The 13,367-nt window shown below is 64.9% G+C and carries 11 protein-coding genes; 7 read left to right on the top strand and 4 right to left on the bottom strand.

The features are described from left to right. Positions 1-38 precede the first annotated feature (38 nt). From FJW06_RS10165 to FJW06_RS10155, 3 genes are all read left to right on the top strand, one after another. Positions 39-962, top strand: coding sequence for a sulfite exporter TauE/SafE family protein (locus FJW06_RS10165; protein WP_140751128.1), 924 nt, complete (start codon positions 39-41; stop codon positions 960-962). After that, positions 962-1,753 carry a TIGR02186 family protein gene (locus FJW06_RS10160; protein WP_140751126.1) on the top strand — a complete coding sequence of 264 codons (792 nt, stop codon included), beginning with the start codon at positions 962-964 and terminating at the stop codon, positions 1,751-1,753. The genes FJW06_RS10165 and FJW06_RS10160 overlap by 1 nt, the downstream gene beginning before the upstream one ends. A gap of 188 nt (positions 1,754-1,941) precedes the next feature. Next, a complete protein-coding gene (locus FJW06_RS10155; protein WP_140751125.1) occupies positions 1,942-3,198 on the top strand; it encodes an Hsp70 family protein in 1,257 nt (418 codons plus the stop codon). A gap of 16 nt (positions 3,199-3,214) precedes the next feature. Here the strand turns inward: FJW06_RS10155 and FJW06_RS10150 are convergent, their stop codons facing one another. Further along, a complete protein-coding gene (locus tag FJW06_RS10150) occupies positions 3,215-4,102 on the bottom strand; it encodes a LysR substrate-binding domain-containing protein (protein ID WP_140751123.1) in 888 nt (295 codons plus the stop codon). A gap of 123 nt (positions 4,103-4,225) precedes the next feature. Here FJW06_RS10150 and FJW06_RS30060 point away from each other — a divergent pair, with 123 nt between their 5' ends. From FJW06_RS30060 to FJW06_RS10135, 4 genes are read left to right on the top strand one after another with little or no spacing between them, the layout of a single operon-like run. Further along, positions 4,226-4,384, top strand: coding sequence for a hypothetical protein (locus FJW06_RS30060; RefSeq protein ID WP_181178196.1), 159 nt, complete (start codon positions 4,226-4,228; stop codon positions 4,382-4,384). After that, the gene (locus FJW06_RS10145) at positions 4,381-7,311 is read left to right on the top strand and encodes a molybdopterin oxidoreductase family protein (protein ID WP_140751121.1); all 2,931 of its coding nucleotides are present in this window, start codon (positions 4,381-4,383) and stop codon (positions 7,309-7,311) included. The genes FJW06_RS30060 and FJW06_RS10145 overlap by 4 nt, the downstream gene beginning before the upstream one ends. Then, the gene (locus FJW06_RS10140) at positions 7,308-8,042 is read left to right on the top strand and encodes a 4Fe-4S dicluster domain-containing protein (protein WP_140751119.1); all 735 of its coding nucleotides are present in this window, start codon (positions 7,308-7,310) and stop codon (positions 8,040-8,042) included. Before FJW06_RS10145 ends, FJW06_RS10140 begins: the two co-directional genes overlap by 4 nt. A gap of 6 nt (positions 8,043-8,048) precedes the next feature. Next, positions 8,049-8,984, top strand: coding sequence for a DmsC/YnfH family molybdoenzyme membrane anchor subunit (locus FJW06_RS10135; RefSeq protein ID WP_140751117.1), 936 nt, complete (start codon positions 8,049-8,051; stop codon positions 8,982-8,984). A 7-nt stretch (positions 8,985-8,991) separates the two neighbouring features. Here the strand turns inward: FJW06_RS10135 and pdeM are convergent, their stop codons facing one another. The 3 genes from pdeM to FJW06_RS10120 all read right to left on the bottom strand — a co-directional run bounded on the left by pdeM (position 8,992) and on the right by FJW06_RS10120 (position 13,358). Next, a complete protein-coding gene (gene pdeM / locus FJW06_RS10130) occupies positions 8,992-9,708 on the bottom strand; it encodes a ligase-associated DNA damage response endonuclease PdeM (RefSeq protein ID WP_140751115.1) in 717 nt (238 codons plus the stop codon). A gap of 16 nt (positions 9,709-9,724) precedes the next feature. Beyond that, complete coding sequence (locus tag FJW06_RS10125) at positions 9,725-12,256, bottom strand: ligase-associated DNA damage response DEXH box helicase (RefSeq protein WP_140751166.1); 2,532 nt, start codon at positions 12,254-12,256, stop codon at positions 9,725-9,727. A gap of 241 nt (positions 12,257-12,497) precedes the next feature. Then, on the bottom strand, positions 12,498-13,358 hold the full coding sequence (locus FJW06_RS10120) for an NlpC/P60 family protein (protein ID WP_140751113.1): 861 nt from the start codon (positions 13,356-13,358) through the stop codon (positions 12,498-12,500). Between the last annotated feature and the right edge of the window lie 9 nt (positions 13,359-13,367).

Here is a 13,367-nt window from a genome sequence, read left to right as displayed (position 1 = left end):
CGGCGTTCGCCGGAAAGCAAACTGATCGAGACTGACGGGTGGGCATCTATCTCCCGATCGCGGAAATTTCCGTCAACGTCTTCGTGCTGCTGGCGATGGGCGCGGCGGTGGGCTTCCTGTCGGGCATGTTCGGGGTTGGCGGCGGCTTCCTGATCACGCCGCTTCTGATCTTCTACAACATCCCGCCGGCGATCGCGGTCGCCACCGGCGCCAACCAGGTCATCGCCTCCTCCTTCTCCGGCGCGCTTTCGCATTTCAAGCGCGGCACGCTCGATTTCAAGCTGGGCGGCGTGCTTTTGGCCGGCGGCATCGTCGGCTCGACGGCCGGTATCTTCGTCTTTGCGCTCTTGCGCCGGCTTGGCCAGTTGGATCTGTTCATCTCGCTGCTCTACGTGGTGCTGCTCGGCACGGTCGGCGGGCTGATGCTGGTCGAAAGCGTCAACGCGCTGCGCGCCACGCGCAACGGCGCGGCGCCGGTCTTGAAGAAATCCGGACAGCACAACTGGATCCACCGGCTGCCGTTCAAGATGCGCTTCCGCGCCTCGAAGCTGTTCGTCAGCGTTATCCCGGTGCTTGGGCTGGGTGCGGCAATCGGCTTCCTGTCGTCGATCATGGGCGTCGGCGGCGGCTTCATCATGGTGCCGGCGCTGATCTACCTGCTCAAGGTGCCGACCAATGTCGTTATCGGCACCTCGCTGTTCCAGATCATCTTCACCTCGGCCTACACCACCTTGGTGCATGCCACGACCAACCAGACGGTCGACGTGATCCTCGCCTTCCTGCTGATGGCCGGCGGCGTCGCCGGCGCGCAATATGGCGCCAAGGCCGGCCAGAGGCTGCGCGGCGAACAGCTGCGCGCGCTTCTGGCGATGCTGGTGCTGGCCGTCGCCATCCGCCTTGCCGCCGATCTCTTCGTGACGCCGCCCAATCTCTATTCATTGTCCGCCGCGGGCCTCAATTGATGGCGGGACCAAGAGCATTTGCAGCCGCCGCCTCGTTGTCGATGCTCTTTGCCCTTTCCCCGGCGACTGCGCAGACGCCGCCTGCCGAAAGCATCCAGATCGGCCTGTCGACCGACGCCATCTCAATCACGGCCGGCTTCTCCGGCGCCGACCTCACCATCTTCGGATCGCTGGAAAATCCCGACCCGCTGATCGCGCGCCAAGGGCGCTACGATGTGGTCGTCGTGCTCGAAGGGCCGCCGCGCCCGGTCGTGGTCCGGCGCAAGGACCGCGTGCTCGGCGTCTGGATCAATCTGGACTCCGAGACGTTCGAGAACGTGCCGGTCTCCTATTCCGTCGCGACGACGCGGCCGCTGCAGGACATCGCCGAACCCGCCAAATACAAGCAGCTCTCGCTCGGGGCGCAGAACCTCTACATGAAGCCCGCCGACGAGACCGACAGCCCAGCGACCATCGAGGAGTTCACCGCCGCGCTGCGCGAGCGCAAGGCGGCGACAGGCCTCTACAGCGAGAATGTCGGCGGCGTGCAGTTCCTGTCACAGAACTTGTTTCGCGCCACCGTGCGGCTCGCGCCCAACGTGCCGGTCGGCACCCATAAAGCCCGCGCATTCCTGTTCAAGAGCGGCATGTTCGTCAAGGAAAGCTCCGCCCAGCTCGAGATCCGCAAGTCCGGCTTCGAGCAATCGGTCTTCCGCGTTGCGCATGACTATTCGTTCCTCTACGGCGTGTTCGCGGTGTCGCTCGCCATGCTGACCGGCTGGCTGGGCCGGCTCATCTTCCGCAAGGATTGATGCCTCGGGAATGAGAGGACCCATTTCCCTTCAAAAGAGGGTTTCCCTTTTCCCGGTTTTGCGATACATCGCCGCCTCCCAGCCCTAGGCACAGCAACACATTCAATTTCGATAGAGCGGTCCGGTCTTCCGGATGACGGCGCGCACTGCGTCGGCTTGCCGCTATGAAACAACGACGGGAGCCTGCGATGCGATCGGCATTCGGCGGCATCGATTTCGGGACGTCCAATTCCACCGTGGGCGTGATCCGCGACGGCCGGGCGCGGCTGGTGGCGCTGGAAGGCGAGCAACCCACCCTGCCGAGCGCCGTGTTCTTCAACTTCGAGGACGGCTACACCTATTTCGGCCGCCGCGCGATCAGCGACTACACCGACAGCATCGAAGGCCGGCTGATGCGCTCGTTGAAGAGCGTTCTCGGGAGCGCGCTCGCCAACGAAAAGACGCGCATCAAGGCGCGCCAGGTCGGCTTCATCGACATTGTCGGCATGTTTGTCGGCCATTTGAAGAAGCGGCTGGAAGAAGACGCCGGCGGCCCGGTCGAGAACGTGGTGCTGGGCAGGCCCGTGCAATTCGTCGACGACGATGCGGCCGCGGATGCGAAGGCGCAGGGCGAGCTCGAAAAAGCCGCCCGCGCGCAAGGCTTCAAGCACATCGCCTTCCAATTCGAGCCGATCGCGGCGGCGCTCGATTACGAGCAGAACGTCACCCGCGAGGAGTTGGCGCTGATCGTCGACATGGGCGGCGGCACGTCCGACTTCTCGATCGTGCGGGTCTCGCCGGAACGCGCGCGCTCGAGCGACCGCAAGGCCGACATCCTTGCCAATTGCGGCATCCATATCGGCGGCACCGATTTCGACCGGCTGCTCAGCATCGCCCATGTTATGCCCCAGCTCGGCTATCTGACACGGACCAAGGACCACAAGCGCAATCTGCCGGCCGCCTATTTCATCGACCTCGCCACCTGGCAGCGCATCAATCTCGTCTACACCGCCAAGGCGATGACGGATCTGAGGCAGATCCGCTACGAGGCCGAGCGTGCCGATCTCGTCGACCGCTTCATCCATGTCGTCGAGCATCGCTACGGCCATGCGCTGGCGGGCCTGGTCGAAAGGGCGAAGATCGCGCTGACAGACCAGTCTTCGGCCGAAGTGAAGGTGTCGCTGCCCGGCGCGCGCTTTGCAGCCGAGATCACGCGCGCGGGCCTCGAGGAGACCATTGCGAGCGACATCGAACGCATTGCCGCCACGGTCCAACAGACCATCGCCGATGCTGGCGTTAATGCCTCGGCCATCACCGCCGTCTTCCTCACCGGCGGCTCGACTGCCATCCCGCTGGCGAAGCGGGAAATCCTGTCGCTGGTGCCGCAGGCCTCCGTCATCGAAGGCGACATGTTCGGCTCGGTCGGCCTTGGGCTGGCGCTCGACGCGCAGCGGAAATACGCGTGAGGGGTGCCGCCTGGGCTCAGCTGACCCTTCCACCCAGATGCGCCTTCAGCGCCATCTGGGCGAGGCTGGCCTGGCGGTCGCGGTGCGTGATCATGGCGAAGTCGCGCTTCGGCAGTTCGACCGGCACGGCCCTGAGGCTGCCCTCCGCCAGCGAGCGCGCGACGACGAGCTCCGAGATGATCGTGGCGCCCGCGCCGGCCTCGACCGCCTGACGCACGGCCTCGTTGCTGGGCAGGACGAGGAAAATCTGCAGCTCCGCCGGCGGGACCCCTTGGCTGAGCGCGAAGTCCTCCAGCGCCTCGCGCGTGCCCGACCCGCCTTCCCTGATGATCCAGCGCAAGGCCCTGATATCGAGGTTCCCCGCTCGCGTCATTGGAATTTCGGGATGCGCGCGCGCCACCACCAACATCGGGCGGTCCTCGTCGACCGTGGCCCGGCGCAGGATGTCGGATTCGGTGCGACCCTCGACCAGCCCGAAGTCGGCGCGACCGTCGAGCACATTGGTCTCCACCTGCCTGGTGTTGCCGATCGTCACGCTCAACTTCACGGCGGGATAGGCCTCATGGAAGGCAGCCAGGCGACGCGGCAGCCAGTAGCTGGCGATGGTCTGGCTGGCCGCGATCGACAGGCTGCCGGCGACGGTCTGCGAGACATCCTCCAGCACGCCGCGGGCGGCAGCGGCGCGATCCAGGACCGCCTTCGCCTCGGGCAGGAAGCGGTGACCGGTCTGGGCCAGCTCGATGTTGCGGCCGACCCGGTTGAACAGGCGCACGCCGTGCTGGCTTTCGAGCGCGCGGATGGCGGCCGAGGCCGCCGATTGCGAGATGCCGAGCCGCTCGGCGGCCTTGGTCATATGGCCGTGCTCGGCGACGGCGACGAAGATGCGCAACTGATCGAGAGTCATGGCTAACTAAGAAGCAGAATCGATCGGAATTACAAGAGCTGCTTGTTAGACGGATCAATTGCTTTGTTCTAAGTTTTTGCAGGAAATTGGAAAAAACTGGTCGTCAAAGGCCAAGAGCGGGAAATGACAGGGCGCTTCAAATCCCTATTCGCGCATTGGAGCCGCCGGCTGAAGCGGCAGCTCGCCGGTGAGCGCTATCATCCCGAGCTCCACTACATGCGCGGCCCCGGACCCAAGACGAAGGCCAAGATGGCGAGCGGCAAGAGCGTTCGCGGATCATGAGCAAGGCCGAGCCGCGCGGTGCCAATTCCGCCCCCTCGCAACGGCCGCTGGCCGACAGCCGGGCACCGGATGAGGGCGACGGCGTGGAGACCTCGCCAAGCGTCTCCGACCGCATCGCCAAGACCACCTGCTACATGTGCGCCTGCCGCTGCGGCATCGACGTCCACATCAAGGACGGCAAGGTGCGCTACATCAACGGCAACAAGGACCATCCGGTGAACCGCGGCGTGATCTGCGGCAAGGGCAGCGCCGGCATCATGCAGCATTACAGCCCGGCACGGCTGAGGAAACCGCTGCTGCGGAGCGGTCCGCGCGGCTCAGGCGAATTCCGCGAGATCGAGTGGGAGGAAGCGCTGACCATCGCTACCGACCGCCTCTCGGCGATCCGCCGCACTGACCCGAAAAAACTCGCCTTCTTCACCGGGCGCGACCAGTCGCAATCGCTGACCGGCTGGTGGGCCTCGAAATTCGGCACGCCGAATTTCGCCGCGCATGGCGGCTTCTGCTCCGTCAACATGGCGGCCGGCGGGCTCTATACGATCGGCGGCTCGTTCTGGGAGTTCGGCGAGCCCGACTGGGACAACACGAAATATTTCATGCTGTTCGGCGTCGCCGAAGATCATGATTCCAACCCGATCAAGATCGGCCTCGGCAAGCTCAAGGCGCGCGGCGCCAAGGTGGTTTCGATCAACCCCTGCCGCACGGGCTACAACGCCATTGCCGACGACTGGATCGGCATCAGACCGGGCACGGACGGCCTGTTCGTGCTGGCGCTGGTCCACGAACTGCTCAAGGCCGGACGTGTCGATCTGGATTACCTGTTGCGCTACACCAATGCGCCGGTGCTCGTCGTCCGGGAACAGGGTGCGGCCGACGACGGGCTGTTCGTGCGCGATGCCGACGGCAACCCGCTCGTGTGGGACAGGGTGGCGAAGACGCCGATCAACGCAGTCAACCCCGAAGCAAAGCCGGCGCTGACCGGCAGCTATGACGTTGGCGGTCGGCGCTGCCAGCCTGTCTTCGAGCTCATCGCCGAGCGCTATATGGACGACAGCTATTCGCCGGACGCCTTGGCGGCGCGCTGCGGTGTTGCCGCCGACACGATCCGGCGGATCGCGGCGGAACTCGCGCATGTCGCCTTCGAGCAGACGATCGAGCTGCCGGTCGCCTGGACCGACTGGGCCGGCCGGCGACACCAGACGATCAAGGGCCGGCCTGTCTCGATGCACGCCATGCGCGGCATCTCGGCCCATTCCAACGGATTTCACACCTGCCGCGCCATCCATCTGCTCCAGGTGCTGCTCGGCACGGTCGACGTTCCGGGCGGCTTCCGCTTCAAGCCGCCCTATCCGCGCTGCGCGCCGCCGGGGCCGAAGCCATGCGGAAAAAACGCCCAGCCGATGACGCCGCTCGACGGCATGCCGCTCGGCTTCGTCTGCGGCCCGGACGATCTCCTCGTCGACGACGCCGGCCAGCCCACGCGCATCGACAAGGCCTATTCGTGGGAAGCGCCCTTGGCCGCGCACGGGCTGATGCACACGGTGATCCGCAATGCCTGGGCCGGCGATCCTTATCCGATCGACACGCTGATGCTGTACATGTCGAACATGGCATGGAATTCGTCGATGAACACGGTCGAGACGATTGCCATGCTGACCGACAAGGACGAGGCGGGCGCCTACAGGATCCCCTTCATCATCTATTCCGACGCCTATTATTCCGAGACCGTGCCGTTCGCCGACCTGGTGCTGCCCGACACCACCTATCTCGAGCGGCACGATTGCATCAGCCTGCTCGACCGGCCGATCAGCCACGCGGACGGGGCCGCAGACGCCATCCGTCATCCGGTGGTGCAGCCGGACCGCGACGTGCGGCCTTTCCAGTCGGTGCTGATCGAGCTCGGCGCGCGGCTCGGCCTGCCAGGCTTCGTCGACGAGGATGGTGCCCCCAAATACCGCGACTATGCCGATTACATCGTCAACCACGAGCGCGCCCCCGGCATCGGCCCGCTCGCCGGCTGGCGCGGCAAGAATGGCGGATCGATCGGCAGGGGTGACGTCAACCCCGACCAGCTGCAGCGCTACATCGACAATGGCGGCTTCTGGCATCACGAGTTCGCCGCCGACCAGCGCTATTACAAAATGGGCAACCGCGCCTATCTCGACTTGGCGGTCGAGATGGGTTTCATCCCCTGCGCAGAGCCGATCGTCTTCCAGCTTTACTCGGAGCCGATCCAACGGTTCAGGCTTGCCGCGCGTGGCCACGGCAAGGTGCAGCCACCCGATGCCGAACGCGGCCGCATCGAAGCCTATATGGACCCGCTGCCCTTCTGGTACGCACCTTTCGAGGACGACACAGTCGACCTCGAAAAATATCCGCTGCATGCGCTGACTCAGCGGCCGATGCACATGTACCATTCCTGGGGCTCGCAGAATGCATGGCTAAGGCAGATCACCAGCCAGAACCGGCTCTTCGTGCACCGCCAGACGGCCGGCAAGCTCGGCCTCGCGGACGACGACTGGGTTTGGATCGAAAGCGTCAACGGAAGGGTGAAGGGCCAGATCAAGCTGATCGACGGCGTGAACCCGGATACGGTGTGGACCTGGAACGCGGTCGGCAAGCGGCGCGGCAGCTGGGGATTGAAGGACGACGCGGCGGAGAGCAATCGCGGCTTCCTGCTCAACCACATCATCGGTGACCAGACGTCGGCCGATGCCAGCGGCAGGTGCTATTCGAATTCCGACCCCGTCACCGGACAGGCCGCGTGGTTTGATGTGCGCGTGCGCATCGTCAAATGTGCTCGGGAAGAAGCCGGCTTCACCGAGCCGCAATTCGAGCGTTTCCGCCGGCCGCCACAATTCGAGCCTTCGCCGGACGTGCTTCGCTTCGGCGCGGAATTCCGCATGAAGAGGGAAGCCGCCGAATGACCTGTCTTCCCGCGCAAACCGACAAGAAACTCGGGCTGGTCATCGACCTCGACACATGCGTCGGCTGCCAGGCCTGCGTCACCGCCTGCAAGGAGTGGAACACCGGCGGCCATATGGCGCCGCTGACCGATATCGAACCCTATGGCGGTCATGTCGATGGCGTCTGGTTCAACCGCGTGCATACCTACGAGCACACGACGGAGCTGGGCGGCCGCACGGTGAACTTCCCGCGCTCCTGCCTTCATTGCGAGACGCCGGCCTGCGTCACCGTCTGCCCGACCGGCGCCTCCTACAAGCGCGCCTCGGACGGCATCGTGCTGGTCGACGAGGATAAATGCATCGGCTGCAAACTGTGCAGCTGGGCCTGCCCCTATGGCGCGCGCGAGTTCGATACCGATATCGGCGTGATGAAGAAATGCACCCTCTGCGTCGACCGCATCTACAACGACAATCTGGCCGAAGACGATCGCGTGCCTGCTTGCGTCGCCGCCTGCCCGACCAGTGCCCGGCATTTCGGCGATCTCGGCGATCCGGCCTCCGCTATCTCGCGGCTTGTCGAGGAGCGTGGCGGCGTCGCGCTGATGCCGGAACTCGGCTACAAGCCGACCAACCGGTATCTGCCGCCGCGCGCCCGCAGCGAACGCGCGGCGAATGTCGACGCCCCTGCGCTGGAGCCGATCCGGGCCGAGGGCGGGTTCCTCGGCTGGATCGACCGCATGCTTTCCAACTAGCCGATCATGCATCCCGCCTTTTCCGTCGTCTTCTTCACCACCGCCACCGGGACAGGCTACGGCCTGCTCGCGCTGCTCGGCATGCTTGGCGGGCTTGGAGTGATCCCCGCCGATTTCTGGCTCGGCTTTGTCGGTATGGCTTTGGCCCTCGGCCTGATCGCGGCAGGGCTTTTGTCCTCCACCGGTCACCTCGGCCGGCCGGAGCGAGCCTGGCGGGCCTTCTCGCAATGGCGCAGCTCGTGGCTGTCACGCGAAGGCGTGGCTTCGGTCACAGCCTTCATCCCGGCTAGTATCTTCGGTATCGGCTGGGTGTTTCTCGGCAAGAGCGGCGGTTGGGTGGCGATTACCGGGCTGCTGGCGGCGGCAGGTGCCGTGGTGACTGTCTGCACCACCGGCATGATCTACGCCTCGCTGAAGCCGATCGCGCAGTGGCACAGCCGTTATACGTTACCGGCCTACCTCATCTTCGCGGCGATGACCGGAAGCGTTCTCGCCAACGCCCTGTTTCAAAGCTTCAGCGCCAGCCCCAGCGCTATGCTGGCCCTCGCGCTGCTCGCCACGCTCGCCGGCTGGGGTTGGAAGCTTGCGACCTGGCGCTACAATGACCGCCTCGAAATCCCCACCACCGCCAATACGGCGACGGGTCTGACCGGCGGCACCGTGCAGTCGATCGAATGGCCGCACACGGAAGAAAACTACCTGCTGAAGGAAATGGGCTTTCGCATCGCGCGCAAGCACAGCGCGAAGCTGCGGCGGATCACACAGGCGCTGGCTTTCATCGCGCCGGCCATCCTGCTGGTCGTCGCTTTCTTCCTGCCTTGGCCTTTGGGAGCGATCGCATCCGTGCTTGCGGCCGTCGCACAGTTTGCCGGCATGCTAGTCGAGCGCTGGCTGTTCTTCGCCGAGGCGAAGCACACGGTCACGCTCTACTATGGCAGGTAAGGCTGTTTCAGCCCGGCCGCAGCATCGATCCTGAGATAGCAAAAATGCGCTCGGTGCCGAGCATATAGGCCACCAGCGTTTCCAGCCGGAACAGGCCGGCATAGGCGCGGTCGAGAACGTTGAGCGAGCCGGTATAGGCGCCGAAGGCCGGCATGATCATGCGGCCGCCGTCGCCGGCGAAGCAGCGCCGCCTGACCGAGCGTCCGCGCTGGACGATACGCGCGCAAGGGTGGAGATGACCTGATATCTCGCCCTCGACCCGCAGCTTCGAGGGTTCGTGCCGGAAAAGCAGCGAGCCGACGGCAAGCTCCTTGACCGTCTCACCGGGCAGATCGGCGGGCGCATCGGGATCGTGGTTGCCGGCGACCCAGAACCAGTCGCGGCCGGCCATCATCGCTTCCAGGCGCTCGCGGAAGCTCTGGTGCATGCGCTCGGCGCCGCCGCCGTCATGGAAGGAATCGCCCAGGCTGACGACGATGCGCGGCTGATAGTCGGCAATGACCGCCTGAAGCCGCAGCAAGGTTGCTCCGGTATCGTAGGGTGGGATCAGCGCGCCGCGCCGGGCCAAGGAGGAGCCTTTTTCGAGATGCAGGTCGGAGACCGCAAGCAGGCGAAGATCGGGAAAATAGAGAACGCCGCGCCGGTCGCAGACCGCGCGCTCGCCGGCGATGCCGACAAGGTCGGCCTCGGCGATCAGCATTGCGCGCGACAGCGAAAAATTCATCCCTCCAGGCCTTCTTTCAGTCCGCCATTTCCGGCCCCATGGCCTCTTCGACGAGGGTGGCGGCATCCATCAGCAGTGTTTCGTCCGCCTCGCCATTCACCGGCATCTTGCCGATTTCAAGCATGATCGGCACGGCGAGCGGCGATATCTGCTCGAGATTCTTATGCATGATTCGACCGCGGATGCGCGAGAGCATCTCGGCAAGTCTGCTGACATCGAGCAACCCGGTCGCAGCATCCGTCCGGGTGGCTTGCAGCAGAATATGGTCGGGTTCATGGCTGCGCAGCACGTCATAGATGAGGTCGGTCGAAACGGTGACCTGGCGGCCACTTTTCTCCTTCCCGGGGTGGCGCTTTTCGATCAGCCCGGAAATGAGCGCGCAGTTGCGGAAGGTGCGCTTCAGCAGCCAGCTGTCGGCGAACCACGCTTCCAGATCATCGCCCAGCATGTCTTGATCGAACAGTGTGGCCAGCGACGGCTTTCTGTTCTTGAACATCCAGCCCATGTCGCCCAGCGACCAGATGGCCAGCGCATAGTCGGTGGCCACGAAACCGACCGGCTTCGCTCCGGCCCGATCGAGCCGTCGCGTCAGCAGCATGCCGAGCGTCTGATGCGCCAGCCGGCCTTCGAACGGATAGGCCACGAGGTAATAACGGTTGCCGCGCGGGAAGGTCTCGATCAGCAGATCGTCGCGTTTCGGCAGGACGGACTTGTCCGCCTGAAATCTCAACCAGTCAGCTACCTGCTCGGGCAGTTTCTTCCAGCGTTGCGGATCGTCGAGCATGGCGCGAACCTGCTCAGCGAGATAGGTCGAAAGCGGAAATTTGCCGCCGCCATAATAGGGCACCTTCGCATCGCTGCCGGGCGCGTTCGAGACAAAGCATTCGTTCTCGCGAATGCCTTCGAAGCGCAGGATCTTGCCACCGAACATAAAGGTGTCGCCGTGGGTCAAAGTCTCCAGGAATGCTTCTTCGATCTTTCCCAGCACCCTGCCGCCGCGCGAGGCTGCCCCCCTGCTGCCAGCCTGGACGTAACGCACATTGAGCGCTGGCACCTCGATAATGGTGCCGACATTGAGCCGGTATTGCTGGGCGACGGCCGGATTTGAAACCCGCCACAAGCCTTCCTTCGTCTGCCGGATGCGAGCATAGCGCTCGTAATTTCTCAGCGCGTAGCCGCCGGTGGCGACGAAGTCGATGACCCGATCGAATGTCGGCCTATCCAAGCCGGCGTAGGGTGCAGCCGTCCTTACTTCATCGAACAACGCATCGGCATGGAACGGCGCCCCGCAGGCGCAACCCAGCACGTGCTGGGCCAAGACGTCCAGCCCGCCATTGACCAGCGGCGGCGTGTCCTGCGCGCCGAGGTAATTGGCATCGAGCGCCGCGCGGCATTCCAGCACCTCGAAACGGTTGGCCGGGATGAGTATCGCCTTGGACGGCTCGTCCATGCGGTGGTTGGCGCGGCCAATGCGCTGCGCCAGGCGACTGGCACCCTTGGGAGCGCCGACATGGACCACCAGATCGACGTCGCCCCAGTCGATGCCGAGATCGAGCGTCGAGGTGGCGACGATGGCGCGCAACGCGTTTTCGCCCATCGCCTTCTCGACGCGGCGGCGCTGCGCGACATCCAGCGATCCGTGATGGAGCGCAATCGGCAGCGTGTCTTCATTGACGCGCCATAGCTCCTGGAACAGCAGCTCAGCCTGGCTGCGCGTGTTGACGAAGAGCAGCGTGGTCTTGTGGCGCTTGATCTCGCGGTAGATCTCAGGCGTGGCGTAGCGGGCGGAGTGCCCGGCCCAGGGCACCCGCTCTTCGGAGTCGAGGATCGATATCTCGGGCTTCGCGCCGCCCGTGACGACGATGAGCTCGGACATGGCGCCGGGAGAAGCCTGACTAACCAGCCAGCGCCGCAACTCGTCGGGCTCGGCCACCGTGGCCGACAAGCCTATGGTCTGCAACCTCGGAACGAAGGCGCGCAGCCGCGCCAGGCCGAGCGCCAGAAGGTGGCCGCGCTTGGAGGTGACCAATGAATGCAATTCGTCGAGTACGACATAACGCAGGTCCTCGAAGAAGCGCCTAGCGCCGTTCGAGGCGATCAACAGCGCGAGTTGCTCGGGCGTGGTGAGCAGGATATCGGGCGGCGCCAGTTTCTGCCTCTGGCGTTTGTGCGAAGGCGTGTCGCCGGTACGGGTCTCGATGGTGACGGGCAGGCCGATCTCCTCAACCGGCTTGCCGAGATTGCGCTCGATGTCGACGGCCAGCGCCTTGAGCGGCGATATGTAGAGCGTGTGGATGCCGCGGCGGGCTCCGCCCGGCCTTCGCTTGGGACGGTTTGCCAGCTCGGTCAGCGACGGCAGAAAGCCGGCCAGCGTCTTGCCGGCGCCGGTCGGCGCGATCAGCAGCACCGATTGGCCGCTTTGAGCCTGCGCCAGCAGCTCGAGCTGATGGACGCGCGGCGACCAGCCCTTTTCGCCGAACCATTTAACGAACGGTTCGGGCAGCAGGACGGCGGCATTCTGTTCGGCAAGGCGCGGCTGCTCGGTCACGCGCAAGAGGTAGCGCGGCGGCACGAAATCGCCAAGGAAAATCGGAACAAAAAGGGATCAGCGTTCCTCGCCCCGTTTACGGGGAGAGGATGCCGGCAGGCAGGCGAGGGGCAGCGCCGGCCTTCGAGATGATGGTTTGGTCAGACGATAGGTCGGGTGATAGCGGCAAACCGCCAACGGCGGCGCCGCCCCTCATCCGCCCTTCGGGCACCTTCTCCCCGTGAACGGGGAGAAGGAAAGGTCAGGGCCGCCTGAACCCCGTCGGACCACCATAGAGATAGCCGATGCGCTCCACCGCTTCCTTCAGCCCCTCGCGCGAGACCAGCATGGTGTGGCCGTTGGCGTGGATCATGTCTCTTTCGTCGGTCATGATCGCGACGTGGCCTTTCCAGAAGATGAGGTCGCCGCGCCTGAGACCTGAATATTCCGGACCCGGCTCCAACGGCGTGCCGATCGACGCCGCCTGCATATCGGAGTCGCGCAGGACGTCCTTGCCGGTCATGCGCATCGCGAGCTGCACGAGGCCGGAACAGTCGATGCCGAAGCCCGAGACCCCGCCCCAGAGATAAGGCGTGCCGAGGAAGCTTTCGGCGACGCTGACATAGTCGTCGGCCAATTCGGCGATCGGCCGCAAATGGCGGGCGATGATCGCCTGGCCGGAGGGCAGCAACGCATAATGCGTGCCGCGCGTCTCGGCCGACCCGGTCACCGTCACTGTCGAGCCCATCGACAGCTGCCCATTGATCGGAAAACGCAGATCCGGTCCGGGATAGAGGAAGGTGCGCGGTACAGCGACGATGTGGGTCGGCGCATAGTCACGCGCGCCAAGAAGATTGTCGGCCACATAGCCGACATAGCCGTCGCGCTCGGCCTGCACCCAAGCCCAGCCTTCCGCATCCTCGAAGACCAGCACGTCGTCGCCGAACAACGCCTGCGTGTTGACGCCCGCATCCGGGCGCGGCGCCTTGCGCAGGTCGGCGACCGGCGCCGTGATCCGCGCCGGGCGGCCGGTGACGAAGCGGTCGGCGGCGACCTCCCCCTTCAGCCTCGCATCGGCAAGGTCGGAGCGGAAGGCATGAAGGCGGGCATCCCTGGCGGTCAAATCGATAAT

It is taken from the genome of Mesorhizobium sp. B4-1-3, assembly GCF_006439355.1.
Taxonomy (GTDB): Bacteria; Pseudomonadota; Alphaproteobacteria; order Rhizobiales; family Rhizobiaceae; genus Mesorhizobium.
Note: the sequence above shows the minus strand (reverse complement) of the source record. Positions and strands in the feature narration are given on the sequence as shown.

Bases quoted from the DNA above. Each gene is read 5' to 3' on its own strand.
- FJW06_RS10155 (WP_140751125.1), top strand. From the start codon at position 1,942: ATGCGATCGGCATTCGGCGGCATCGATTTCGGGACGTCCAATTCCACC.
- pdeM (WP_140751115.1), bottom strand. From the start codon at position 9,708: ATGAATTTTTCGCTGTCGCGCGCAATGCTGATCGCCGAGGCCGACCTT.
- FJW06_RS10160 (WP_140751126.1), top strand. From the start codon at position 962: ATGGCGGGACCAAGAGCATTTGCAGCCGCCGCCTCGTTGTCGATGCTC.
- FJW06_RS10145 (WP_140751121.1), top strand. From the start codon at position 4,381: ATGAGCAAGGCCGAGCCGCGCGGTGCCAATTCCGCCCCCTCGCAACGG.
- FJW06_RS10135 (WP_140751117.1), top strand. From the start codon at position 8,049: ATGCATCCCGCCTTTTCCGTCGTCTTCTTCACCACCGCCACCGGGACA.
- FJW06_RS10150 (WP_140751123.1), bottom strand. From the start codon at position 4,102: ATGACTCTCGATCAGTTGCGCATCTTCGTCGCCGTCGCCGAGCACGGC.
- FJW06_RS10140 (WP_140751119.1), top strand. From the start codon at position 7,308: ATGACCTGTCTTCCCGCGCAAACCGACAAGAAACTCGGGCTGGTCATC.
- FJW06_RS30060 (WP_181178196.1), top strand. From the start codon at position 4,226: ATGACAGGGCGCTTCAAATCCCTATTCGCGCATTGGAGCCGCCGGCTG.